The sequence below is a fragment of the Nocardioides epinepheli genome, from assembly GCF_037936805.1.
GTDB lineage: Bacteria > Actinomycetota > Actinomycetes > Propionibacteriales > Nocardioidaceae > Nocardioides.
In genome coordinates, this window is the sequence record NZ_JBBMMC010000008.1 from 95,631 (window position 1) to 120,258 (window position 24,628).

Consider the following 24,628-nt stretch of genomic DNA (forward strand, 5'->3'; position numbering starts at 1 on the left):
GGCCTCAGGCCGCCGGCGACCAGCCCCGGTTCGGCACCTGGTCGGCGCGCCCGCGCCAGGTGTTGTGCGGGCGGTACTCGCGGATGTCCCAGACCTGCACCTTCACCCGGACACTGGCCGGGTCACCGAGGCACCACTGCGGCACGCCGATCCCCAGCTGGTCCTTGCGCGGTCGCCAGAAGGTGCCGACCTCGCAGTCGAGGTAGGTCCACTGGCCGTTGCGCTTGCCCACCATGTAGCTGCCGCGGCGCTCGTCGCCGTCGCGCGGGCTGTAGCCGAAGGCGTAGAACTCCGCACCGGGCCGCCCGTTGGTGTCGATGAGCACCTGGATCGCCTGCGCCTTGGCGGCGGTGAACCGGCCGGCGACCGTCGTCCACAGGCAGGTGTTCTCCGGGCGGTTCCACAGGCCCATCGCGGTGATGTCGAAGCCGTGATAGCCGCGGTCGGTGCGATCCCCCAGCGTCACCTGGGGGCGTCCGTCGGCACACACGGTGCCGCCCGCCCGTGGCGCGGCGAGCTCGCCGCTGCTCGCCTGGGCGGTACTCGGTACGGCGAAGATCGGCATCACCATCAGCAGCGCCAGGGTCCATAGCCTCGTCCTCATGGACCCACTGTGGTCGCACACCGCCACCCGGGGCCACTGGAACAATCCGGCCCGTGCGGGCCGGTGCGCGTGCAGACGGTTCAGCAGGTGGTGCCGTCGGCGGGGACCTCGCCGTCGAGCAGATAGCCCTCGACGGCGTCGTCGATGCACTCGTTGCCCTGGTTGTAGCCGGTGTGGCCATCTCCGTCGCGGGTCAGCAGGACGCCGCTGTCGAGCTGCTCGGCGAGGGCGACCGCCTCCTCGTAGGGCGTGGCCGGGTCGCGGGTGGTGCCCACGACGAGGATCGGCGCGGCTCCGGGCGCCTCGATCTTCGGCGCCGGCTCGGAGGCCTTGACCGCCACGCCGAGACATCCGCTGAGGCCCCAGGCGAAGAAGCGGCCGAACGTCGGCGAGGCCTTCTCGAACTCAGGGTAGAGCGCGGGGACCTCGTCGGCCGGCAGCGCGGTGGGGTCGTCGAGGCAGTTGATCGAGGGGAACGCCTCGAGGCTGTTGTCGCTGTAGCTGCCGTCGGGATTGCGTGAGCCGTAGAGGTCCGAGAGCAGCAGCAGGGTGCTCCCGTCGCCGTCGAGCCCCTCCTGAAGCGCCTGGTCCAGGAAGCTCCATGCCTCCTTGCTGTAGAGCGGATAGGCGACGCCGTAGAACGCGTTGCCGGCCTGGAGGTCGCGGCCGTCCTGGTCGGTGGGCAGCGGGTTCTCCTCGATCGAGTCCAGCAGCCCGCTCACCGTGGCGCGGGCCTCGTCGGCGTCGGCGCCGAGGAAGCAGTCGCCGTCTGCGAGGCAGTCGTCGATGTAGGCGTTCAGAGCCGTCTGGAAGCCGGCCGCCTGGCTCAGGGCGTCGCCCTTGGCGTCGAGCAGCGGGTCGGTGGCGCCGTCGAGCACGAAGCGGCCGACGCTCTTGGGGAACAAGGAGGCGTAGGTGGAGCCGAGGGTGGTGCCGTAGGAGAACCCGAGGTAGCTCAGCTGTTCCTCGCCGAGCGCCGAGCGCAGCACGTCCATGTCGCGCGCGGCCTCGACGGTCGAGATGTGTGCGGCGACGTCACCTGAGTTCGCGACGCAGCCCTCGAAGAACTCCTTGCCGGTGTCGGTGAACTCGGCGATCTCCGCGGCGTCGTCGGGGGTGGGGTCCTGGGCGATGAAGGCGTCGAGCTCGGCGTCGGAGACGCAGTCGACCGGCGCGGACTCGCCGGTGCCGCGCGGATCGAAGGCGACGATGTCGACCCGGTCGAGGAGGTCCTGCGGGAAGTAGCTGGAGGAGTTCTCGGCCATGCTCGTGCCGGGCGCGCCGGGGCCGCCCGGGTTGACCACGAGCGATCCGACCCGGTTCTCGGAGTCGGCCGCCGGGACCCGCTCCAGCGCCAGGTCGATCGTCTCGCCGTCGGGTTCGAGGTAGTCGAGCGGGACGGTGAGGGTCGCGCACTGGTTGTCGCCGCAGTCGGTCCAGTCCAGCGCCTGGGCGTAGTAGTCCTCCAGGCCCTCGGGGACGATCCCGGTCGGCCCCTGGGGTGCCGCACTAGAACTCTCCTGCGGCGGCGGCGCGGAGGAGCTGCTGCCATCGGTCTCGCCGGCGTCGTCGGGAGGGTCGGACTCGTTGTCGTCGCCGGCGACCAGCGCGGCCACCAGGCCGCCGCCGATACCGATCACCAACACCGCAAGGATCGAGACGACCCAGACGAGACGCTTGTTCATGTGGTCATCTTTCGTTACGGCTCGGAACCTTCAGCGCCACCATCATGGACTCCAGGGCCAAGGCGACAGGCACATTGAACTCGACCATCTGCTCGCGTGCCTCGAAGATCCATCCGATCCGGCGCAGGTTCAGCTCCGCGGTGGAGTTGCGGGCGATCTCCTCGATCTGGTCACGGATCTCCTCGTTGACCAGCTCCACCCCGGTGCCGAGGTCGAGGGCGATGGCATCGCGGTAGACCGAGACGAGGTCGATCAGGCCGCGATCGACGACGTCGATGACCCGGCGCTTGGCGCGGGTCTTCTGGGCCTTGTCGAGCGCGGACAGCGCGGGGGCGTACTCGCGGGGCCGGCGGCCGCGGTCGACGACGCCGTACTGGAGGTCGAGGTCCGCCTTCTCCCGCGCGTCGAGCTCACTGGTGATCGCGTCGGCCTCCTCCTTGGCGACCGCGGCGAGCTCGGTGGCCGCCCGCATGCAGGCGCCGAGGCTGGTGAGCCGCGCAGGGTAGGAGACCACGGTGCGCCTGCGCTCGCGGGTGGCCTCGTCGCGAGCCAGGGCCCGGGCCCGGCCGATGTGGCCCTGGCTGGCTCGGGCGGCGTAGGAGGCCAGCTCGGCGCTCACGCCGTCGCGGCGCACGAGGTGATCGGCGACCGCCGCGACGCTGGGCGTGGCCAGGGTCAGCTGGCGGCAACGCGAGCGGATGGTGGGGAGCACGTCCTCGGCCGAGGGCGCGCAGAGCATCCACACCGTGCGCCCGTTGGGCTCCTCGATCGCCTTGAGCAGGGCGTTGGCGGCCTGCTCGGTGAGCCGGTCGGCGTCCTCGACGATGATGATCTGCCAGCGACGACCGGCCGGCGCGAGCGCGGAACGCCGGACCAGCTCGCGCACCTCCTTCACGCCGATCGAGAGCTGCTCGGTGCGCACGACACCGACGTCGGCATGGCTGCCGGCCAGCGCGGTGTGGCACTCGTGGCACTCACCGCAGCCGCCGCGCTCGCACTGCAGCGCCGCCGCGAAGGCGACGGCGAGGTTGGAGCGGCCGGAGCCGGGCGGACCGGTGAACAGCCAGGCGTGGGTCATCCCGTGGCCCGCGACGGCCGGCCGGAGCACCTCGACCGCGCGGTCCTGACCCACCAGTCCGGCCCAGACGCCGTCGGCGGCGCGCTCGCGGGAGTCGGTCATGCTCACGCCCCGAACCTACGCGGCGGCACCGACGTCGGGCACCTCGGGCAGGTCGGCCGGGCGGATCACCCGGAGTCCCGGGCCGCTCGCCGCAGCAGCGGCTCGACCGCCGCGCGGACGGCGGCCGCGATGTCGTCGACGTCGGCGCGGGCGTCGAGGACCAGGTAGTGATCGGCATCGGCGGCCGCCATGTCGAGGAAGGCCTGGCGGACCCGCTGGTGGAACTCCAGGGACTCCCCCTCGATCCGGTCGCGCTCCTCGAACCGGCCGAGTGCGGCGGCGGGCTCGAGGTCCAGGACGACGGTCAGGTGGGGTCGCAGGTCGCCGGTGGCCCAGCGGGCGACGGCCTCCACCTCGGCGACGTCGAGCGTGCGCCCGGCGCCCTGGTAGGCGAGGGTGGAGTCGACGTAGCGGTCGGTGATCACGACCTCGCCGCGGGCGAGCGCCGGGAGCACCACCGTCTCGACGTGCTCGGCCTTGTCGGCGGCGTAGATGAGGGCCTCGGTGCGGTCGGCCAGGTCGCCGGTCTCGGGACTCAGCACGATCCGGCGCAGGTCGGCGCCGGCCCGGGTGTCGCCCGGCTCGAAGGTGAGCCGCGCCGCATAGCCCTGAGATCCCAGCCACTGGGCCAGACGCCGCGACTGCGTCGACTTGCCGGCCCCGTCCCCGCCCTCGAAGCAGACGAAGACGCCGCGGTCGGCGTAGACGGGACCAGTGGGGTTCAGCGGCACACGCGGAGGCTACCGGCCGACCGCGGCCGGCTCGCGCTGCGGCTCCAGGCGCAGGTGGACCACGAGCAGCTCCGCGCCCAGGATCCGCACGGTGAGGGCGTTGACCGCTCGCAGCGGGTGCCAGCCCACGAGGTGACGCTGGACGACTCGAGGATCGAGGTCGGGTCGCACCTCCGCGACCGCATCGACCCAGCGCGGCCGGTCCCCAGCCCACGCGGACCCGCACCCGCGGCTGCGCGATCAGGTTGGGCACGTAGGCCGCGCGATAGCCGTGCTCGGCCACGATCCAGAAGTCCTCGGCGGCGTCCCCGCGACCGCGGCCGTTGCCGACGACGGTCTGCCTCGACTCCCCCGATCGACGTCCGATGGTCTCCAGCAGCACGACGCCGAGCGGGTTGAGCCCGATCAGGAGCCCACCGCGGACGACCGGGTTGATCAGCCGACGTTGGACGAGGCGGACCCTGCGCACCTTGTGAGGTGCGGGTCCAGGTGGCGTTCACGGCGTGGGCCTTCACCGACGCCGAGCTTGCCGAGGTACGTCGCGAGGCCCAGGTCGAGCTCCGCGACGCGCTGGCCCAGGCCTTCATCGAGGTTGCACCCGACCCCACGGCCGCGGCCGCCGCCGCCCTGGCGGCGATGAGCGTGGCCGACGGCATCGCCCTGCACGCGGTCTCCTCGGGCCCGTGGTTGTCCGAGGCCGCCCAGACCGCCGCGCTCGAGATCGCGATCGACGGCCTAGTCGGCCCTCCGGCCGCAGGCCGGCTCCCCGGAGGTTGAGCAAGCCGGGAGGGCGAGGCACGAGCCCGACCGGCGCCGACGAAACCTCCAACCCACCTCGCCGACGCTGGCAAGGACGGTTGCCGGGGTTTCGTCAGCGCTCGCTGGCGCTCGCTTGCTCAACCTCCGGCCCGCGGGCGACTCCCCGGAGGTTGAGCAAGCCGGGAGGGCGAGGAACGAGCCCGACCGGCGCCGACGAAACCTCCAACCCACCTCGCCGACGCTGGCAAGGACGGTTGCCGGGGTTTCGTCAGCGCTCGCTGGCGCTCGCTTGCTCAACCTCCGGCCGGTCCGGCCGGCGGGCCTAGGTCGCCTTCTTCGCGGCCTTCTTCGCAGGAGCCTTCTTGGTAGCCGCCTTCTTGGCGGTGGCCTTCTTCGCCGTGGTCTTCTTCGCGGCGGTCTTCTTCGTCGTCTTCTTGGCGGCCTTCTTGCCCGCCTTCTTGGCCGGGCCGCGCTCGCGCCGGTCGGCGAGCAGCTCGGCGGCGCGCTCGAGGGTGATCGACTCGACGGTGTCGTCCTTGCGCAGCGTCGCGTTGTACTCGCCGTCGGTGACGTACTCGCCGAAGCGGCCCGACTTCACCACGACGGGCTGACCAGAGACGGGGTCGTTGCCGAGCTCCTTCAGCGGCGGCGCGGCGGCAGCCCGGCCGCGCTGCTTGGGCTGGGCGTAGATCGCCAGCGCCTCGTCGAGGGTGAGGGTGAACAGCTGCTCCTCGGAGGTGAGGGAGCGGGAGTCGGTGCCCTTCTTCAGGTAGGGCCCGTAGCGGCCGTTCTGTGCGGTGATCTCGACGCCGTCGGGGTCATTGGGATCGACCCCCACCACGCGCGGCAGCGAGAGGAGCTTGACGGCGTCGTCGAGGGTGATCGTGTCCAGCGACATCGACTTGAACAGCGATCCGGTGCGCGGCTTCTCGCCCTTCTTCGCGTCCTCGGGCAGCACCTCGGTGACATAGGGCCCGAAGCGGCCGTTCTTCGCCACGATCTCCAGGCCGGTGTCGGGGTGGCGTCCCAGGGCGATCTCCTCGCCGGCCGGGTTCGCGAACAGCTCCTTGGCCTTCTCGAGGGTGAGCTCGTCGGGCGGGAGGTCGTCGGGCACGTTGGCGCGGCGCCCGAGCGGGTTGCCGTCGTCGTCGGGACCCTCGAGATACGGGCCGTACTTGCCCACCCGCAAGAAGATGCCGGAGTCCGGGCCGCCCACCGCGAACGTGGCGTTCTCGCGGGCGTCGATGTCGCCGAGCTCGGTGACGAGCTTGTGCAGCCCCGCGACGGAGTCCGAGCCGTAGTAGAACTCGGCGAGCTCGGTGACGCGATCCTTCTCGCCACGGGCGATCTCGTCGAGGATGTCCTCCATCGCGGCGGTGAACTCATAGGAGATCTGGCGCGGGAAGTGCTCCTCCATCAGCCGGGTCACCGAGAACGCCAGCCATGCGGGCACCAGCGCGGTGCCCTTCTTGTAGACGTAGCCGCGGTTGAGGATGGTGCCCATGATCGAGGCGTAGGTGGAGGGCCGGCCGATCTCACGCTCCTCGAGCTCCTTGATGAGCGTGGCCTCGGTGTAGCGGGCGGGCGGCTTGGTCTCGTGACCGTTGGCGTTCAGCGAGGCGGCCGAGACGGCGTCGCCCTTCTCCAGCGCCGGCAGCCGGGTCTCCTGGTCGTCCTTGGCGCCGCCGTCGTCGGTGCCCTCGACGTAGGCCTTGAGGAAGCCGTGGAAGGTGATGACGCGGCCGGAGGCTCCGAAGACGACGTCCTCGCCGGTGCGGGCGCCGCCACCGAGCCGGACCGAGACCGACTGACCCACCGCGTCCTTCATCTGCGAGGCGACGGTGCGCATCCAGATCAGCTCGTAGAGGCGGAACTGGTCGCCGGTGAGGCCGGTCTGCGCCGGCGTGCGGAACGACTCGCCGGCCGGCCGGATCGCCTCGTGCGCCTCCTGGGCGTTCTTCACCTTACTGGCGTAGGTGCGCGGCTTGTCGGGGAGGTACTCGGCGCCGTACAGCTCGCGCACCTGCGAGCGGGCTGCGTCGACGGCGCCGTCGCTCAGCGTCGTGGAGTCGGTACGCATGTAGGTGATGTAGCCGTTCTCGTACAGGCGCTGGGCCACCGACATGGTGACCGAGGCGCCCATGCCGAGCTTGCGGCTGGCCTCCTGCTGGAGGGTGGTGGTGCGGAAGGGCGCGTACGGCGAGCGGCGGTACGGCTTGGACTCCACCGAGCGGACGTCGAAGCTGGTCTCGCCGAGCGCGTCGACCAGGGCCTCGGCGCGCGCCCGGTCGAGGTGGACGACGTCGGCGCCGGGCTTGAGCTGACCGTCGGACCCGAAGTGGGAGCCGGAGGCCACGCGGGTGCCGTCGATGCTGTGCACCCGCGCGGGGAACATCCGCTGGTCGTGCTTGCTGCCGGCGTCGAAGGTGCCCTCGAGATCCCAGTACGAGGCGGCCCGGAAGGCCATCCGCAGCCGCTCGCGGTCGACCACCAGCCGGGTGGCCACCGACTGGACCCGGCCGGCGGAGAGGCCGGACATGACCTTCTTCCACAGCACCGGGCTGACCTCGTAGCCGTAGAGGCGGTCGAGGATGCGACGGGTCTCCTGCGCCTCGACCAGGTCCATCAGCAGCTCGCGCGGGTGCTCGGCTGCCTCGAGGATCGCGTGCTTGGTGATCTCGTGGAAGACCATCCGCTTGACCGGGATGTTCTTCGGCTTCAGCTCGTCGAGGAGGTGCCAGGCGATGGCCTCGCCCTCGCGGTCCTCATCGGTGGCGAGGAAGAGCTCGTCGGCGTCCTTGAGCAGGCCCTTGAGCTTGGTGATGTGGGACTTCTTGTCGCGCGGGACGACGTAGTAGGGCGTGAAGTCGTGGTCGACGTCGACCGCGAGCCGTCCCCACGGCTTGTCCTTGATCTTGGCCGGGGTGTCGGCGGCGTTGTTCGGGAGGTCGCGGATGTGTCCGATGGAGGACTCCACGACATAGCCGTCCCCGAGATACCCGCCGATCGTGCGGGCCTTCGCCGGGGACTCGACGATCACCAACTTGTGTGCCACTGCGTCCTTGCTCTCTTCCCAACGCGGCCCCCACACCGGGGGCCCACGGCCGCTCACGGTAGCGCGTCGCGTCGAAAGCGCCAGCCGGCCGTATCACCGGCGCCGGGATCAGCCGGCTTCGACGGAGCCTCGGGCGAGCGCCTCGAGATCGCGCACCGCGTAGCGGTGGTGCTCCCATTCCTCCTCCAGGATCGTGCGCAGGCTGGAGAGCACCGTCTCCTCGTGGTCGGGGTCATGCGGGTTTCGTCGCGGCTGCGCGAGGGTCTCCTCGGTGACGCCGGCCAGGTAGTCGCGCACCATCGCCTGACGTCCGGCTCGGACCTCGACCACCTCGGCGAAGGATGGTCGGTCGGCCTCGGCGTCGACCCCCGTGCCGTCGTCGTCGTTCGCCAGTCCCGCGGGGTGGAACGGCTCCTCTGCCCCCAGGACCGCCTTCGCCAGCCACACATCCGTCGCGTGCACCAGGTGTCGCAGGGTCTGCGCGAAGGACCACTCGCCGCCGACTGAGGCGTCGACGGCACCGTCGGGCAGCGCCCGGGCGCGCTCGAGGGTCGCTGCCCAGCTCTGCTCGAGCGCGGCCCAGGCAGCGCGCAGGGCTGCGGGGTCTGCGGCGGTACGCAGCTCGCGGCCGGGAAAGCGTCGGTTCAGCTCGGCGTCGACGAAGGGCGCGACGTCGACGCCGTTGACGAGGAACGTGTTGTCGGCGTCCTCGAGGAGCCACGGCGAGTCCAGGTCCATGCCGGCGATGTCGCTGCCACGCACGACAACGTCGCCGAGATCGCAGGCGACGAAGCGCGAGTTGCGCAGGCTCCGGGAACGGAAGGTGCGGTCCTTGAGGATCTCCGGCGACGGCTCGTCCATGGCCGACAACCTGCCACAGATCGCCGACAGGCGGAGTGGGTCAGCCCACCGAGAGCAGGGCGACCTGTCGGTCCTGGTCGGCGATCAGGCCGGTGTTCCCGATCGGGACGACGCTCACGAACATGCCGTAGGTGTCCGCATCGCCGGTGTCGACCACGACCACCTTGGCGACGTCGCCCTCGACGGCGACGTCGGCGTTGTCGATCCGGATCTCCGCGGTCATCTCCCAGGCCGGCTTGCCGGACACCTCGAGGGCCGCGCTGTCGAGCAGTTGACCGCCGCTGAACCCCTGGTAGAAGTCGGTCGAGGCCGCCATGCACTGCAGCACGACCTTGGCCGCCTCGCCGGGGGAGCTGAATCCGTTGGCCTTGGGCAGGCCGCCGAGCGCGTAGACGGCGACCCAGCGCTCCTCGATCTGCATGCCGGGGGCGAACACGCCGTCAGCGAAGGTGAAGGCCAGCGCCTGGTCGAGCATGTCGCTGTAGCCGGTGGCCGCCGGCATGGTGAGGCCGCCGCCGGACCAGTTGCCGCCGGAGGCGCCGGTGGCGCCGGTCGTGGGGTCCCCGCCGGTGCATTGGGCCGCGGTGGGCGCCTGGGCATCCTCGGCGAACGGGTCGCCGGGCGCGGGCGGCGTGTCGGTCGAGGGGTCGTCGGGATCGGGCGACGTGCTGCCGCCCGGGGACGTGGACGGAGGGGGGGAGGTGGTGGTACCGGTGGCCTTCTCTTCGTCGTCGGTGAATGCGCGGACCGCGAAGAACGTGCCCAGGCCGATGGCCACGACCATGACCACCGCGAGGACGACGATGCCGATCGTCTTGCCCTTCCCGCCGCCGCTGGGCGGCTGGTCGTAGCCCTGCTGGCCGTACTGCTGCCCGTACCCCTGCTGACCGTAGGACTGCTGGCCGAACCCCTGCTGACCGTAGGACTGCTGGCCGAACCCCTGCTGACCGTACGACTGCTGCTCGTAGGACTGCTGGCCGTAGCCCTGCTGACCGTAGGACTGCTGCTCGAAGGACTGGCCGTAGCCCTGTTGGGCCTGCTGAGGGTGTTGCTGGGGCGCCTGCCCGAACATGGTCGGCTCGGCGGAGGGGTCGGGAGTGCCCGACGCGCTCGCCGAGGGCGGTGCCGACGGCGGCCCGGACGGCGGCGGACCGGAGGGCCCGGACCCGCTCGAGGCATCGGGGCGCTTGGCGAGCAGATCGGGGACGTCGGCGCCCTCGGCCCGAGCCGCCCCCGGATAGTAGGTGGGATCGTCGAAGTTGCTGGCGGGCGAGGACGACGCATCGTCGCTCGCGGACGGCGAGCCGCCGGCTCCCGGGTAGTACGTCGGCTCGTCGAAGTTGCTCGCCGGCGTCGAGGAGGACTCGCTCGATCCGCTCGGCGACGAGTCGCCGCCCGTCGACGGCGTCGCGCCGGCTCCCGGGTAGTAGGTCGGCTCGTCGAAGGGGCTCGGGTCCGGCGCGCCCGGCGGCGGCCCGGAGGCGTCGTCGCGCAGCTCATCGCCCCAGGCCGAGCCGTCCCAGTAACGGAACGCGCCTTGCTGACCGGCCGGATCGGGGTACCACCCAGGAGTTGCCACGAGCGAACTTTAGATGAGCCGGCCAGCCTCAGCAGCGATCGGCGTCAAGAACCCGTCCTCGACCAGCTCGCGGACCGCGGGGAGGTAGCGCGTGCGCACCTCGGCCGCGTCCAGCTCGAGCAGGACGGCGAGGGCGTCCAGGATCTGGCCGACCGACAGCTCGCCGTCGCTGCTGCCGGCCAGGGCCGCCTCGACCGTGTCGACGGTCCGCGCGCGCCGGAAGCCGCGCTGCTGACGCAGCACGATGGTGGCGGGATCCTCGGCGCCCGCCGGACCGTGGGTCTCCTGGACGACGTCGGCCCGGAGCACCAGGTGATCCTCGAGCCCGACCTCGGCGAGGGTGGCCGCACCCCAGTCGGCGATCGCGGGCGCGATCGGCTGCTCGACGTCGTAGGGCCACTCGAGCAGGTCGTGGCGGACCGTCCTGCCGTCTCGCTCACCGGCTGCGCGCAGGTTGATCCAGCCGAATCCGATCGCCTCGATGCCCTGGTCGTCGAACCAGGAGAGCCACGTGTCGTAGCGGGTGCGGTAGTCGGGTGCGCCGTGCAGGCCGGCGTCCTTGATCCACAGCTCGACGTAGGCCGCGGGGTCGATCACCTCGCGCTGGACGACCAGCGCGTCGTGATCGGCGTCGAGCCAGCCGGCCAGCCGCTCGTCCCACGGGGTGCCGCGCTCGATGACCCAGTTCGCGAGCACCTGGCACCAGCCGCCGGGGCTGAGGTGGCGTGGCGCGGTGCGCACGACGTGCTCGACGACCCGGTCACCGGGCAGACCGGAGTCGCGGTAGACGAGGCGCTCGCCGGTACCGGGCGAGATGACGAAGGGCGGGTTGGTGGCGATCAGGTCGAACCGCTCGCCCCGCACGGGCTCGTAGAACGATCCGTCGCGCACGTCGATCTCGACGTCGTTGAGAGCGGCGTTGAACCGGGTGAGGTCCAAAGCGCGCGGGTTGACGTCGGTGGCGACGACCCGGCCGCTGTGACGGGCCAGGTGCAGGGCCTGGACGCCGCACCCGGTGCCGAGGTCGAGGGCGGAGCCGACCTGCCCACGCAGGGTCAGCTGGGCCAGCGACGTCGAGGCGGGGCTGATGCCGAGCACGTGGTCGGAGCCGACGCGCTGCGGGCCGCCGTCGAGGCCGGGCGTGAGGTCGCTGACGACCCACAGGTCGGCGTCCTGGGCGCCGTCGGTGGCATAGGGCCGGCAGTCCAGGCGCGCCGCCACCTCGCCGACGCTCTGCTCGAGCAGGCCGTCGACGGCCAGCCGGTCGACCAGTCCGGGCAGCGCCCGCTCGGCCTCGTCGAGCGGCACGGTGGTCTGCAGGAGGAAGAGCCGCACCAGGGTCTCCAGGGGGCTGCCGCCGCGGGTGCGCATGAGCCCCGGCGTCGTCTCGTTGCGCGCCAGGGCGTCGTGGGCACGCGACCCGAGGAGGTCGGCGACGCCGTCGTAGGTGAAGTCGGCCTCCAGGAGCGCTTCGCGCAGCACCGGCGCGACGGACGGGTTCATCGGATCTCCCTACGTGGACGCGTGGTAGTAGCTGTCGAGGGTGAACTCGCCCGCCTCGAACTCCTCGACCGCCCCGCGGTAGAGGCCGTGCCGCAGCTCGGCCGCGTAGCCGTCGAACTGTGGGAGGCCGAGGTCGCGCGCGGCGGCGAGCTCGGCCTCGACGTCGTAGGGCACCCGGACGAAGGTCAGCGCGAAGGGCGCGGGCTCCGGCTCGTCCAGCACGCCGTCGAGGATGACGTAGGACGCCGTGGGGTCACCCATCGCGTTGCCCGCGCTGCCGGTGTTGAACAGGGTGCGGCCGCGGAACTGGGTCTCGTAGAACGGGTCGTGGGTGTCGGCGTAGCCCACGACGTCGGGCTCGGGGGCGTCGTCCCCGACCGCGGCGCGGGTGGCGTCGGTGTTCGCGAACTGCCCGAGGAACTCCCCCTCGGACTTCACGTACCGGACCCGCCGGTGCACGGTCTCGGCCGAGGCGTGCATGAGCCGCACCCGGCGTCCGCTGACCAGCAGGTCGTGGCAGAAGGGCAGCCCGCGCAGCCACTCCCCCTGGTCCGGCCCGAGCTCGGCGAGCCACCAGCGCAGGGCCTCGTCGTCGTAGGTGCGTGCCGGGTCGGGGAGGAAGTCGTCCCAGTTGCCGAGGAGGTTGATCTCGCACAGCTCTCGGCACCGCTCGATGACCGCCCTCCCCCGCGGGCCCTTGCCGACGTAGTCGCCGAGGTTGAAGATCCGGGTGATCCCTCGGTCCTCGATGTCGGCCAGCACCGCCTCCAGGGCGGTGAGGTTGCCATGCACGTCGGAGACCAACGCAATCTGCTCACGAACCACCCCACCATCCTGTCAGCCCGGCCAGACCCACCCGCACCTCCAGCCCCGCCCACATGCCCGCCCCCCGCCGCGGCGACCCCCAAATGACGCTGACCCGTCCGCTATGGCTGACGGGTCAGCGCAAATTGGGTGGGTCAGGCGGCGGTGGCCGGGGCGTCGTCGGTGATCGAGGACTCGCGGCGCTTGGAGACCACGATCGCGACGACGATGATCGCCGCGGCAACCAGGGCGATCACGATGCGCAGGGCGTCGTTCTGGTCCTCGCCGACGCTGAGGGAGACGACTGCGCTCGCGATGAGCAGCGAGACGAGGTTCATCACCTTGATCAGCGGGTTGATGGCCGGGCCGGCGGTGTCCTTGAACGGGTCACCGACGGTGTCGCCGATGACGGTGGCGGCGTGGGCCTCGGATCCCTTGCCGCCGTGGCTGCCGTCCTCGACGAGCTTCTTGGCGTTGTCCCAGGCGCCGCCGGCGTTGGCGAGGAAGACCGCCATCAGGGTGCCGGTGCCGATCGCGCCGGCGAGGAAGCCTGCCAGGGCGGTGGCGCCGAGTCCGAATCCGACGGCGATCGGGGCCATCACCGCGAGGATGCCCGGCGTGATGAGCTCGCGCAGGGAGTCGCGGGTGACGATGTCGACCACACGGCCGTACTCGGGGCGACCGGTGCCCTCCATGATCCCGGGGATGTCGCGGAACTGACGGCGCACCTCCATCACCACGGCACCGGCGGCGCGGGCGACGGCGTTGATGGCCAGTCCGGAGAACAGGAAGACCACCGCGGCGCCGATCAGGATGCCGACCAGGACCGCAGGGTCGAAGACCACGAAGGACAGGCTCTCGTCCGGGGCGGCGTTGGACTCGAGCACGGCCTCGGCGACGGAGGTCGCATAGGACCCGAACAGCGCCGTGGCGGCCAGGACCGCGGTGGCGATCGCAATGCCTTTAGTGATGGCCTTGGTGGTGTTGCCGACTGCGTCGAGGTCGGTGAGGATCTGCGCGCCCTCCTCGCTCACGTCGCCGGACATCTCCGCGACGCCCTGGGCGTTGTCGGAGACCGGCCCGAAGGTGTCCATCGCGACGATGACGCCGACGGTGGTCAGCAGACCGGTGCCGGCCAGCGCGACTGCGAACAGCGACACGGTGAGGGTCGCGCCGCCGAGCAGGTAGGCGCCGAACACGGCGGCACCGATGACGAGGGTGGTGTAGACGGCCGACTCGAAGCCGACCGAGAGGCCGGAGAGGATCACGGTCGCGGGGCCGGTCAGCGAGGTGCGGCCAACGCCCTTGACCGGCTCGTACTCGGTGCCGGTGTAGTAGCCGGTGAGGGCCAGGATGCCGGCGGACATCACGATGCCGATCACGACCGCGATCGAGGCGATGACCCGCGGATCGCCGTCGATGCCGGCGAACTCGAGGCCGAAGTCGGAGAACTCGCCGGGCAGGTAGACGAAGGAGACGATCACGCTGGCCACGGCGGCGATGGCCGAGGAGAGGTAGAACGAGCGGTTGATCGTGACCAGGCCGTTCTCGCCGGCCTTGGGGTTGGTGAGGTAGACCCCTGCGACGGCGGTCAGCGCGCCGATCGCGGGGATCAGCAACGGGAAGACCAGGCCCTTGTCGCCGAAGACCTGCGAGCCGAGGATCAGCGCGGCCACCAGGGTGACGGCGTAGGACTCGAACAGGTCGGCGGCCATTCCGGCGCAGTCGCCGACGTTGTCGCCCACGTTGTCGGCGATCGTGGCGGCATTGCGCGGGTCGTCTTCGGGGATGTTCTGTTCGACCTTGCCGACCAGGTCGGCACCGACGTCGGCGGCCTTGGTGAAGATGCCGCCACCGACTCGCATGAACATCGCGAGCAGAGCTGCACCGAAGCCGAAGCCCTCGAGCACGTGCGGCGCCTCGTCCTGGAAGAACAGGACGACCAGGCTGGCACCGAGAAGACCCAGGCCGACGGTCAGCATCCCGACCATCGCGCCGGTACGCAGACCGATCCGCATCGCCGGCTCGCGGCCCACGGTGTTGGCAGCGGCGGCCACCCGCAAGTTGGCCCGCACCGCCAGGCTCATGCCGAGGTAGCCGACCGCGGCCGAGAAGCCGGCTCCGACCAGGAAGAACACCGAGCGGAAGATCCGCACCAGCATGTCGTCGGCGGGCAGTGCCAGCAGCGCGAAGAACGCGACCGCCGCGAAGATCGCCAGGGTGCGGAACTGACGCTGGAGGTAGGCGTCGGCCCCCTCCTGCACCGCCTGGGCGATCGTGCGCATGTTCGGCGTGCCCTCGTCGGCCGACAGCACCTCTCGGCGGAAGAGCACGGCCATCGCCAGTGCGCCGAGCGAGATCAGGGCGACGATGACGACCAGGACGAGATTGCCGCCGGCTACCTCGACGTCGCCAACAGCTGCGGGATGGATCCCGGCCATGCTTCCTCCTGCGGGTGGGGGCCTGCGAACACGGGTCGTGTGACCCAGGTCTCGTTGATCGAGCCGGAGTTTACGCAGAACCCGCCCGGCATCCGGGAGGAGAGGTGACGCGCGTCACGCGCGTCGAGCAGTGTTGAGGAAGTGCGCGCCCGCGGTTCAGGCGTCGGCGAGAGCGGCCTCGGCCGACTCGTGGATGACGAACACCTTCGCCAGACCGGTGATGCGGAAGATCTTCAACAGCCGGTCCTGGTTGCAGATCAGGCTGAGCGAGCCGTCGTGGGCGCGGACCTTCTTCAGGCCGCCGACCAGCACGCCGAGGCCGGTGGAGTCGAGGAACTCCACGCCCTCCATGTCGATGACCAGGTCGTAGGTGCCGCCTGCGACGAGCTCGGTGATCCGGTCGCGCAGCTTGGGAGCCGTGTAGACGTCGATCTCTCCGCCGACGGCGACGATCGTGCGCCCATCGACGTCGCGCGTCTCGAGACTCAGGTCCACGTGGTTCTCCCAGAAGTACGTGCAGAACGGGTGGCCGGACGACCGGCGTCCGACACACGACCAGGAATATCAAACCACGCCACACCCAACCGCGCACACGAAGCGCGCTACCGGCCACTCCCGGCCGCACACCGGACCGGGCCGGAGTGTCGGACCCGTGTGCCACGATCGCGGATATGACGTCGATCGCCGCCCGCCCGCGCGCGGCCGACCTGCTCGACCGGCTGAGCACCGTCCCCGGCCGCGAGGAGCGACTGACCCATATCGAGGTCCGCGCGGCGCGTCCGGCGCGGCACGCCGACTGGCCGTCCTGGGTGCACCCGGCGGTTCGCGAGGCGCTCACCGCCCGCGGCATCGAGCGGCCGTGGACCCATCAGGTGGCGGCCGCACAGATGGCCTGGTCGGGGCGCCATGTCGTCCTCTCCACCGCCACGGCGTCGGGCAAGTCCCTCGGCTACCAGCTGCCGGCGCTCAGTGCCGCGCTCGGCGGCCGCGAGGAGCCCGGCCGGCGTGGGCGCGGGCCGACCACCCTCTATCTCGCGCCCACCAAGGCCCTGGCCCACGACCAGCTGGAGTCGCTGCGCGCTCTCGGCACCGAGGCCCGAGTCACCACCTGCGACGGCGACAGTAGCCGCGACGAGCGCGACTGGGCTCGTGCCCATGCCGAGTACGTCCTCACCAACCCCGACATGCTGCACCGCTCGATCCTGCCCGGCCACCAGCGGTGGGCCGCGTTCCTCGGCGGCCTGCGCTACGTCGTGATCGACGAGTGTCATCACTACCGGGGCGTCTTCGGGGCGCATGTCGCGCACGTGCTGCGCCGGCTCCGCCGGGTCTGCGCCGCCTACGGCGCCGCGCCGACGTTCATCCTCGCCTCGGCGACCACGGCCGAGCCCGAGCGCACCGCCGGGCGCCTCACCGGACTCGACGTGGAGGCCGTCACCGACGACGGCTCGCCTCGTGGCGAGGTGACGCTCGGCCTGTGGGAGCCGCCGCTCACGCCGTACACCGGAGAGAACGGCGCCCCGGTCCGACGCGCGGCGACGTCCGAGACCGCCGACCTGCTGGCCGACCTCGTCGCCGAGGACGTCCACACCCTCGCGTTCGTGCGGTCGCGTCGAGGCGTGGAGCAGGTGGCGCTCACCGCTGCCGACCTGCTCGACGAGGTCGACCCCGTGCTGCGCGACCGGGTAGCCGCCTACCGCGGCGGCTACCTACCCGAGGAGCGCCGCGCCCTCGAGGCCGCCCTGCGCGACGGGCGCCTGGTCGGACTGGCCGCCACGAACGCGCTCGAGCTCGGCATCGACGTCAGCGGTCTCGACGCCGTCCTCATCGCCGGCTTCCCGGGCACCCGTGCCGCGCTGTGGCAGCAGATCGGCCGTGCCGGGCGCGGCGCCCAGGAGGCGCTGGGCGTGCTCATCGCCCGCGACGACCCTCTCGACACCTACCTCGTGCACCATCCCGAGGCGCTGCTCGGCCAGCCGGTCGAGGCGCAGGTCTTCGACCCCACCAACCCGTTCGTGCTCGGCCCGCACCTGTGCGCGGCCGCCCAGGAGATCCCCCTCACCGAGGCCGACCTGCCGGCCTTCGGCCCGAACGCCGGCGAGGTCACCGAGGCCCTCACCGAGGCCGGATTGCTGCGCCGGCGACCGCGCGGCTGGTTCTGGACCGACCGGCGGCGGGCGGCCGACCTCACCGACATCCGTGGCGCCGGCGGATCGGCGATCACATTGATCGAGTCCGACACCGGCCGCGTGGTGGGCACCGTCGACGGCGCCCGGGCCCACGGCACCGCGCACACCGGCGCCGTGTACCTGCACCGGGGCGAGACCTGGCTGGTCTCCGAGCTCGACCTGGAGGCGCGGGTGGCGACCATGCACCGGGCCGACCTCGACTACTCAACCTCCGCGCGCGAGGTGACCGACATCGTCATCGCCGAGGAGCGCGAGCACCGGGACTGGGGGCCGTGCCGGCTCTCCCTCGGCAGCGTGGAGGTCTCGCAGCAGGTGACCTCCTATCTCAAGCGACGGCAGCCCAGCGGCGAGGTGATCGGCGAGGTGCCGCTCGACCTGCCGGCACGGTCGCTGACCACCAGCGCGGTGTGGTGGACGGTGCCCGACGACGTCCTCGCTCGATCCGGGATCGCCGAGCTCGACCTCCCCGGAGCCGCGCACGCCGCCGAGCACTGCTCCATCGGGATGCTCCCGCTGATCGCGACCTGCGATCGATGGGACATCGGCGGGGTCTCCACGGCCCGGCACGCCGACACCGGCGAGCTGACGGTGTTCGTCCACGACGGCCAGCCCGGCGGCGCCGGGTTCTCCGAGCGTGGCTTCCGCGCCGCTCGACGCTGGCTCACCGCGACCCGAGATGCCATCGCCTCGTGCGCGTGCACCGAGGGCTGTCCCTCGTGCATCCAGTCACCGAAGTGCGGCAACCAGAACAACCCCCTCGACAAGGCCGGGGCCCTGGCCCTGCTCGACGTGCTCCTCGCCGAGGCAGACGCAGACCCGAGCGAACCGATTTAGGCGTACGCTGCGACCATGTTGATCGTCGGCCTCGTCATCATCCTGATCGGCGTCATCCTGGTCGTCGGCGGACTCTTCACCGCCGACGTCAGTGGCACCGACGTCGAGATCTTCGGGATCGCGATGAGCCCGACGATCCTGTTCCTGGCAGGGCTGCTGGCCGGTCTCTGCCTGCTCTTCGGGCTGTCGGTGAGCAAGTTCGGCGCCAAGCGCGAGCTCAAGCAGCGCAAGGAACAGCGCAAGATCGACGACCTCTCCGCCAAGCTCGACCGGGCCGAGGCCCGCCGCGGCCGCGACCTCGACGACCCCGACGTCCGCAACTGAGCATCCTCGAAACCCCTCGCGAGCCTCGGAGGTTGAGCAAGCCGACGAGTGAGGAACGAACCCGTCGGCGCCGACGAAACCTCGCAACCGACCTCGGGAACGCTGGCAGCGCCGGTTGCCGGGGTTCGATCAATCAACGAGCGCTCGCTTGGTCAACCTCCGGCCGGCGGGACGGTCGCCGGGCCGGCGCGCGCCTGCGCGGTGAGGTCGGCGGACTGGCCGAGCCAGTGCGGTCCCTCGACCTCGACACCGACGCGCACCTCACGCCCCTCGACGACACATGCGGTGAGCCGCGCGGTATTGGCCGCGGCGCTCCGGCCGGCCGCGCCGCAGGCGTCGCCACCGATCGCGAGGGTCTGGGCTCCGGCGAGCGCGGCCAGGTCGGCTGCGGACTGGGCGGTGCGGTGGGCCGCCACCAGGGCCGCGACCACGCCGAGTGCGGCCCCGAGCAGGAGCAGGACGCCGGCGAAGGCCACGGTCACGACCGTGGCCGCGCCACGCTCCGGCTCGCCCGTCCGCCTCACGGCGTCGCCTCGACGAGCGCGGTGGCCTCGGCGTGCACGGTGACGGCGGGAAGGAAGCCGAACAGCCCGCCGGGGCCCTCGACCTGCGCGGTCGCCACCGCGACCACGTTCCCGCCGGGCGGGCCACCGGAGATCGTGACGCGGCCACCCTCGGGAGCCACCCGCTCGCCCGCCGCGACGGCGGCCGCCGGGTCGTCGCCGCGGGCCACGGCGCGGGCGGTCTCGCGAGCAGCGTCGACGGCCCGGATCTGCGCGGCACCGACCGAGAGCAGCCACACGAGCCCGATCGTCAGGCTCACCAAGAGCGGCAGGGTCATCGCCAACTCCGCGGTGACCGCGCCACGCTCGCCCCGACCCCGGCGTCCCCGGTCCGGCGGCCGCGCACTCATCCGATGCCCAGCAGCCCGAGAACGTGGTCGAACAGGGTCTTGAGCATCCGATCGCCGAAGCCGCCGCTGAGCAGCTTGTAGAGCAGGCCGGCCAGGCCGGCGCCGGCAGCAGTTCCGACGGCGTACTCGGCGGTCGTGATGCCTCGCTCGGTCCTCCGCCGACCGAGCCGCAGCGGCGTGAGGTTGTCGTGGTGCTGGTTGTCGCGCATGGAACCTCCTCGATCCGGGCCGCCCGATGCGGCCGCGGTACCTGCACTCTGCGACGCCGCGCAGACCTTCCGGGACGTCGTCGAAGGGGCTTGTGGACAAGTGCCGAGTGGGCCGGCCTGTGGACAACCAGGGCACTTCGATCACCAACCCAGCGAGCCGATCAGGCCCGCCACGAGGGGGACGATCCCGATCAGCACGAAGGCCGGGAGCAGGCACAGGCCCAGCGGTACGGCCGCCTTGACGCCGACGGCGCGGGCGCGGTCCTCGACCCCGGCCCGCGCCTCGCGCGCGAGGTCGTCGGCCAGTCGTTCGACCGCGGCCACCACCGGCGCCCCGGTGTCGTGCGCACGCGCCAGGGTGCGCCCGAGCGGGGCGAGGTCGCGGTCGCGGGCCACCTCGGCCCACACGGCCGGGTCGGGAACGCCCAGCCGCAACCGCGCGACCACCGGTCGCAGCCGTTCAGCCGCCGCCCCCGGCAGCGCCTCGGAGACGACGAGGACCGCCTCACCTGGGGCGGCACCGGAGCGCAGGGCGGCGGCGACCAGGGTGACCACGGCGGGAAGGTCGCGCGCGACCTCGGCCCGACGCCGTCGCTCCCGAGGCGACTCGGATCGCCCGATCGTGATCCAGGCGGCGATCGCACCCACGACGGCGCCGACCGATCCGGCCGGACCGCCCACGACCACCGCGACCGCAGCCCCGCACAGCAGCGAGCTGAGCAGCCGATGGCGACGCAGCAACCCCTCGTCCGCGCGATCTCGCCGCTCGTCGAGCCACGTGCCGCCGGAGTCCGGAGCCGGGCGCGGCCGCAGCGGCAGGAGCAGCGCGATCGCCCCCGCGGCACACAACGCGGCGACCAGGGTGGTCACGGCCGGTCGACCTCGCGCGCGAGGGCCTCGATCCAGGAGAGCCCCGCGAAGGCGAACCCGAGACCGAGCGCGAGACATCCGAGGCCGAGGGGATGGGTGAACAGGAAGCCCCACGGGTCGCCGCCGGCGCCGGAGCCGAGGGCGAGTGCGAGCAGCGGCAACAGGGCGACGAGCTTCGCGGTGGCGCGGGCCGAGGCCAGCTCGCCCTCGACGACGCGCCGGGTCGCGCGAGCGCCGCGCAGGTCCTGGGCCACCCGGTCGAGGGTGTCGCCGAGACCTTGCCCGGTGCGGTGGGCGACCTGCCAGGCGGCGCCCACCAGCCGCAGGTCGGCCGCACCGGGTGTGGCCGCCGCCGTCCGCCACGCTGCGGGGACGTCGGCGCCCACCCGATGCGCCTCGGCCACCCGGGCGAGCGCCGGCCAGTCGTCGACGGCCCGCTCCAGCGCGCGGCCCGGAGGTCGGCCGGCGGCCAGCTCGGCCGCCAGGGTCTCGCAGGCCCCCAGCACCAGGCCGGAGACCCGGGCGGCCTCCAACCGGGACCGGCGCGCCCGCACCAGCCGATCGGCGCCGAAGCCGGCTCCCACCGCGATCACGGCGATCGCCACCCAGACGGCGCCGCCCCCACCCACCAGTGCCGCGCCCACGGCCAGGATCAGGAGGATCGGCCACCGCCGGCGCTCGCCCCCGGTCTTCGACCGCGCCACCGACGCCGGGCGTGGACGAGCCGGCCACCAGGCCAGCACCGCCAGTGCCGCGGCGAGCGCGGCGACCACCTCCCCCACGTGGTTCACCGCAGGCCACCGAGCCGGTCGACCAACCGGCCGAGCGCCGGGCCCTCCTCGATCGGCGCGTCCGGCCCGGCCGGGACCTCGACCGCCATCTCCATCTCGACCAGGCCGGACGACGTGCGGGCGGGCACCGCGATCTGCGCGAGCCGCCGGACGCCGTCGGGACCGCGGGCGAGGTGGACGACGACGTCGACCGCCGAGGCGAGCTGGCTGTGCGCGGCCTCGCGCCCGAGCCCGGCGGCCAGCGCCAGCGCCTCGACGCGCGCCGGGACGTCGAGCGCGGAGTTGGCGTGCAGGGTGCCGCAGCCGCCCTCGTGGCCGGTGTTGAGGGCCGCGAGCAGCTCGACCACCTCGCCGCCACGGACCTCCCCCACGACCAGCCGGTCGGGCCGCATCCGCAGGGCCTGGCGCACCAGGGTGCGGACCTCGATCGCACCGGCGCCTTCCACGTTGGCCGGGCGCCCCTCGAGCGCGACGACGTGCGGGTGCTCGGGGCGCAGCTCGGAGGCGTCCTCGACCACGACCAGCCGCTCGTGGCTCGGCGCCCGGCCGAGCAGGGCCGCCAGCAGGGTGGTCTTGCCCGAGCCGGTGCCGCCGCTGATGAGGAAGGCGAGCCGCCGGAGCAGGATCCGGTCGAGGAGCAGGCCGAGGGTCTGCGGCACCATCCCGATCGCGACCAGCTCGTCGAGGGTGTAGCCGCCGCCACGTGGGACCCGCAGGGAGATGACGGTGCCCGGGCGGGCGACCGGGGCGAGGACGGCGTGGAACCGGGTGCCGTCGGCCAGGCGCAGGTCGGCGTAGGGGGCGGCGTCGTCGAGGCGACGCCCACCGAGACCGGCCAGCCGCTGGGCCAGACGACGCACGGCCGACTCGTCGGGGAAGGTGACGGCGGACCGTTCGAGTCCGTCGCCGCGATCGAGATAGACGGCCTCGGCCCCGTTGACCAGCACGTCGGTGACGCCCGGCGTGCGCAGCAGCGGCTCGAGCGGACCGGCGCCGACGACGTCGCGCCGCAGCGCCTCGTGCACCGCGAGCACCATGGCGTCGCCGACCGGCCGGCCGGTCTCGCGCAGCGCCTGGGCGACCCGGTGGGGCGTGAGCTCGCCCGGGCTGCCGGCGAGCCGCTCGCGAACCTCCTCGACGACGACGCCCGGCGCCTCGGGCGAGGCGCTCATGAGGCCGCCGGGACGGCGAGAGTCCCGAGCAGCTCGGTACAGGCCCGGCCGAGTGGGCCGCGATGCGAGCGGACCGGCCCGAGCCCGAGGTCGATGGCCTCGCCGATGCGGCGCTGCTCCGGCATCACGGCCAGGACCCGGGCACCGGTGGCGCGTGCGATGTCGTCGCGGTCGAGCCCGGCGCCGCGCACGACCAGGCCGGGGCCGTTGCGGGCACCCAGCCGAGCGCACAGCCGGGCCGCGGACGCGAGGCCGACCACCGTCGGCACCACGACGACCAGCAGCACGTCGCACCGGGCCGCGACCTCGTCGACCAGGGGTTCGCCCGTGCGAGGCAGGTCGACCACCACGACGTCGTGCCCGCGCCGCGCGGCCGAGAGCGCCTCGCGGACCGCGAAGGCCTGCAGGGTGGCGGTGGATCCGGCGTGCCAGGTGAGCACCCCGAGTCGGCCACGGCGGGGCAGAGCCTCGCGCAGCGCGCGGGCGCTCAGCCGGCCGCTGGTCTCGCACAGGGCGTCCCAGCGGAACCCGTCGGAGCGATCGAGCCCAAGCACCTGGTCGAGACCGGGGCCGAACCGGTCGCAGTCGAGGACGACGGCGTCCCCGGTGCGCGCGGCGGTCTGCGCCAGCGCGCAGGCGAGCGTCGAGGCACCCGCCCCGCCGGAGCCGCCCATCACCCCGATCACCAGCCCCCCGGCTCGCCCCGGCTCCCCGAGATCGGTCAGCGTCTCCACGACCCAGCCCTCCGAGCGCGGCAGCCCCGCGACGTTCTCGGCGCCGAGGGTCAGCGCGGCCCGGAAGAGCTCGTTGGCGGCCGCGCCCCACGCGATCACGTGCACCCCCGCGCGGCGCGCGGGCCCGAGGTCCGCCAACGCGGCGGCGAGGTCGGCCCCGACCAGGACGACCGGCGCCCGCGCCCACGCCCGCAGGACGAGCGCCGGGTCGGCGATCACCTCGGGCACCACCCCCGCGGCCGCGGCGAGCCGCAGCAGCTCGTCGCGGAGGGTGGCGTCGGCGGTGGCGATGAGCGGGAGCACCGGCAGCCCCGACCCACCGATCCGGTCCCGGGCATCCGGATCGTCGTCGGCGCCGAGCGCGAGGGCGAGTGCGAGCGAGTTGGTCATGAAGACACGCTGCCGCGGTGAGCGCCCCGGTACGCCTGCCGTCTTCGTGCCTGTGGATGAGCGACGACCGCCGGGCCCTGTGGATAACGGCTGCCGACCCGAGGCGGGCCGAACCCGCGGGCCGAGCCCCGACCGCCCCGGCCGCTCGCCCTACGATGGAGCACATGGCGCCCGCCGCGGCCTTCTTCGATCTCGACAAGACGATCATCGCCAAGTCGAGCACCCTCGCCTTCTCCAAGCCCTTCCAGGCCGGCGGACTGATCTCGCGACGCGCGATGCTGCGCTCCACCTACGCCCAGTTCGTCTACCTGGTCGGCGGCGCCGATCACGACCAGATGGAGAAGCTGCGCCAGTTCATGTCGCAGCTGGTCGCCGGCTGGGATGTCGCCACGGTCCGCGAGATCGTGGCCGACACCCTGCACAACGTCGTCGACCCGATCGTCTACGACGAGGCCGTCGAGCTCATCGGCCAGCACACCCTGGCCGGGCGCGACGTGATCATCGTGTCGGCGTCCGGCTCGGAGGTCGTCGACCCGATCGGCACCCTGCTCGGCGCCGACCACGTGGTCGCCTCGCGGCTCGAGGTCGTCGACGGCCGCTACACCGGAGAGATCGACTACTACGCCTACGGCGAGGAGAAGGCGCGCGCGATGCGCGATCTGGCCGAGCGCCACGGCTACGACCTCGCGGAGTGCTACGGCTACAGCGACTCGATCACCGACCTGCCCATGCTCGAGGCGGTCGGCTTCCCGCACGTGGTCAACCCCGACAAGGAGCTGCGCCGCCATGCGGTCGAGGCCGGGTGGCCGGTCCTGGAGTTCTCCAAGCCGGTCGCGCTTCGCGCCCGGGTGCCGTTGCCCCCGGCCGGTCCTACGCTCGCCGCGCTGGCGGTCGGCGGCGCCGTCGCCGTGGGCGGGGTGATCTGGGCGGGCGTGCGGCGTCGTCGCCCGGCCTGACGCTGCCTCCAGGCTGGGCCGACCCGGAACCTTCCATCTGCCGC

The 24,628-nt window shown here is 72.6% G+C and carries 22 protein-coding genes and 1 pseudogene; 4 read left to right on the forward strand and 19 right to left on the reverse strand.

Features of this window, described 5'->3' with window-relative positions; all coding sequences use genetic code 11:
• Window positions 1-4 precede the first annotated feature (4 nt).
• The 5 genes and pseudogenes from WMR31_RS12520 to WMR31_RS22150 all read right to left on the reverse strand — a co-directional run.
• Complete coding sequence (locus WMR31_RS12520; RefSeq protein WP_340539174.1) at window positions 5-604, reverse strand: hypothetical protein; 600 nt, start codon at window positions 602-604, stop codon at window positions 5-7.
• Between the two features lie 80 nt (window positions 605-684).
• Complete coding sequence (locus tag WMR31_RS12525; protein ID WP_340539175.1) at window positions 685-2,289, reverse strand: alpha/beta hydrolase; 1,605 nt, start codon at window positions 2,287-2,289, stop codon at window positions 685-687.
• 4 nt (window positions 2,290-2,293) lie between these two features.
• The gene (locus WMR31_RS12530) at window positions 2,294-3,469 is read right to left on the reverse strand and encodes a DNA polymerase III subunit delta' (protein ID WP_340539317.1); all 1,176 of its coding nucleotides are present in this window, start codon (window positions 3,467-3,469) and stop codon (window positions 2,294-2,296) included.
• A gap of 65 nt (window positions 3,470-3,534) precedes the next feature.
• Window positions 3,535-4,200, reverse strand: coding sequence for a dTMP kinase (tmk, locus tag WMR31_RS12535; RefSeq protein ID WP_340539176.1), 666 nt, complete (start codon window positions 4,198-4,200; stop codon window positions 3,535-3,537).
• 220 nt (window positions 4,201-4,420) lie between these two features.
• Window positions 4,421-4,669: pseudogene (locus WMR31_RS22150) on the reverse strand (nitroreductase/quinone reductase family protein); the annotation flags it as partial.
• A gap of 8 nt (window positions 4,670-4,677) precedes the next feature.
• On the opposite strand from WMR31_RS22150, the gene WMR31_RS12540 reads away from it, so the two are divergent.
• The gene (locus WMR31_RS12540) at window positions 4,678-4,977 is read left to right on the forward strand and encodes a TetR family transcriptional regulator C-terminal domain-containing protein (protein WP_340539177.1); all 300 of its coding nucleotides are present in this window, start codon (window positions 4,678-4,680) and stop codon (window positions 4,975-4,977) included.
• A gap of 304 nt (window positions 4,978-5,281) precedes the next feature.
• On the opposite strand, the gene topA is transcribed toward WMR31_RS12540, so the two are convergent.
• From topA to WMR31_RS12575, 7 genes are all read right to left on the reverse strand, one after another.
• The gene (gene topA, locus WMR31_RS12545) at window positions 5,282-8,014 is read right to left on the reverse strand and encodes a type I DNA topoisomerase (RefSeq protein WP_340539179.1); all 2,733 of its coding nucleotides are present in this window, start codon (window positions 8,012-8,014) and stop codon (window positions 5,282-5,284) included.
• Between the two features lie 108 nt (window positions 8,015-8,122).
• A complete protein-coding gene (locus WMR31_RS12550) occupies window positions 8,123-8,875 on the reverse strand; it encodes a DinB family protein (protein WP_340539180.1) in 753 nt (250 codons plus the stop codon).
• A gap of 40 nt (window positions 8,876-8,915) precedes the next feature.
• Entirely contained in the window at window positions 8,916-10,454 is a 1,539-nt protein-coding gene (locus WMR31_RS12555) for a DUF2510 domain-containing protein (RefSeq protein ID WP_340539181.1), read from the reverse strand.
• Between the two features lie 9 nt (window positions 10,455-10,463).
• Window positions 10,464-11,957: a DUF7059 domain-containing protein gene (locus WMR31_RS12560; protein WP_340539182.1), complete on the reverse strand. Its 1,494-nt coding sequence runs from the start codon at window positions 11,955-11,957 to the stop codon at window positions 10,464-10,466.
• 9 nt (window positions 11,958-11,966) lie between these two features.
• The gene (locus tag WMR31_RS12565) at window positions 11,967-12,782 is read right to left on the reverse strand and encodes a metallophosphoesterase family protein (RefSeq protein WP_340539183.1); all 816 of its coding nucleotides are present in this window, start codon (window positions 12,780-12,782) and stop codon (window positions 11,967-11,969) included.
• 134 nt (window positions 12,783-12,916) lie between these two features.
• Window positions 12,917-15,202 (reverse strand): sodium-translocating pyrophosphatase, encoded by a 2,286-nt coding sequence (locus WMR31_RS12570; RefSeq protein WP_340539184.1) that lies wholly within the window; start codon window positions 15,200-15,202, stop codon window positions 12,917-12,919.
• A 156-nt stretch (window positions 15,203-15,358) separates the two neighbouring features.
• Window positions 15,359-15,697 carry an STAS domain-containing protein gene (locus tag WMR31_RS12575; RefSeq protein WP_340539185.1) on the reverse strand — a complete coding sequence of 113 codons (339 nt, stop codon included), beginning with the start codon at window positions 15,695-15,697 and terminating at the stop codon, window positions 15,359-15,361.
• A gap of 176 nt (window positions 15,698-15,873) precedes the next feature.
• On the opposite strand from WMR31_RS12575, the gene sftH reads away from it, so the two are divergent.
• Complete coding sequence (gene sftH, locus WMR31_RS12580) at window positions 15,874-18,225, forward strand: DNA 3'-5' helicase SftH (protein ID WP_340539186.1); 2,352 nt, start codon at window positions 15,874-15,876, stop codon at window positions 18,223-18,225.
• Window positions 18,226-18,240: 15 nt separating this feature from the next.
• A complete protein-coding gene (locus WMR31_RS12585; RefSeq protein WP_340539187.1) occupies window positions 18,241-18,549 on the forward strand; it encodes a hypothetical protein in 309 nt (102 codons plus the stop codon).
• Between the two features lie 152 nt (window positions 18,550-18,701).
• Here WMR31_RS12585 and WMR31_RS12590 read toward each other — a convergent pair whose 3' ends face one another.
• The 7 genes from WMR31_RS12590 to ssd form a co-directional block, all read right to left on the reverse strand.
• A complete protein-coding gene (locus tag WMR31_RS12590) occupies window positions 18,702-19,073 on the reverse strand; it encodes an Rv3654c family TadE-like protein (RefSeq protein WP_340539188.1) in 372 nt (123 codons plus the stop codon).
• Entirely contained in the window at window positions 19,070-19,462 is a 393-nt protein-coding gene (locus WMR31_RS12595) for a TadE family type IV pilus minor pilin (RefSeq protein ID WP_340539189.1), read from the reverse strand. The genes WMR31_RS12590 and WMR31_RS12595 overlap by 4 nt, the downstream gene beginning before the upstream one ends.
• Window positions 19,459-19,671, reverse strand: coding sequence for a DUF4244 domain-containing protein (locus tag WMR31_RS12600; protein WP_340539190.1), 213 nt, complete (start codon window positions 19,669-19,671; stop codon window positions 19,459-19,461). Before WMR31_RS12600 ends, WMR31_RS12595 begins: the two co-directional genes overlap by 4 nt.
• A 141-nt stretch (window positions 19,672-19,812) precedes the next feature.
• Entirely contained in the window at window positions 19,813-20,541 is a 729-nt protein-coding gene (locus WMR31_RS12605) for a type II secretion system F family protein (protein WP_340539191.1), read from the reverse strand.
• Window positions 20,538-21,332 carry a type II secretion system F family protein gene (locus WMR31_RS12610; protein WP_340539192.1) on the reverse strand — a complete coding sequence of 265 codons (795 nt, stop codon included), beginning with the start codon at window positions 21,330-21,332 and terminating at the stop codon, window positions 20,538-20,540. The genes WMR31_RS12605 and WMR31_RS12610 overlap by 4 nt, the downstream gene beginning before the upstream one ends.
• Complete coding sequence (locus WMR31_RS12615; protein WP_340539193.1) at window positions 21,329-22,504, reverse strand: TadA family conjugal transfer-associated ATPase; 1,176 nt, start codon at window positions 22,502-22,504, stop codon at window positions 21,329-21,331. The genes WMR31_RS12610 and WMR31_RS12615 overlap by 4 nt, the downstream gene beginning before the upstream one ends.
• Window positions 22,501-23,628, reverse strand: coding sequence for a septum site-determining protein Ssd (ssd, locus tag WMR31_RS12620; RefSeq protein WP_340539194.1), 1,128 nt, complete (start codon window positions 23,626-23,628; stop codon window positions 22,501-22,503). The genes WMR31_RS12615 and ssd overlap by 4 nt, the downstream gene beginning before the upstream one ends.
• Window positions 23,629-23,792: 164 nt before the next feature.
• Here ssd and WMR31_RS12625 point away from each other — a divergent pair, with 164 nt between their 5' ends.
• Entirely contained in the window at window positions 23,793-24,584 is a 792-nt protein-coding gene (locus WMR31_RS12625; RefSeq protein WP_340539195.1) for an HAD family hydrolase, read from the forward strand.
• Window positions 24,585-24,628 lie beyond the last annotated feature (44 nt).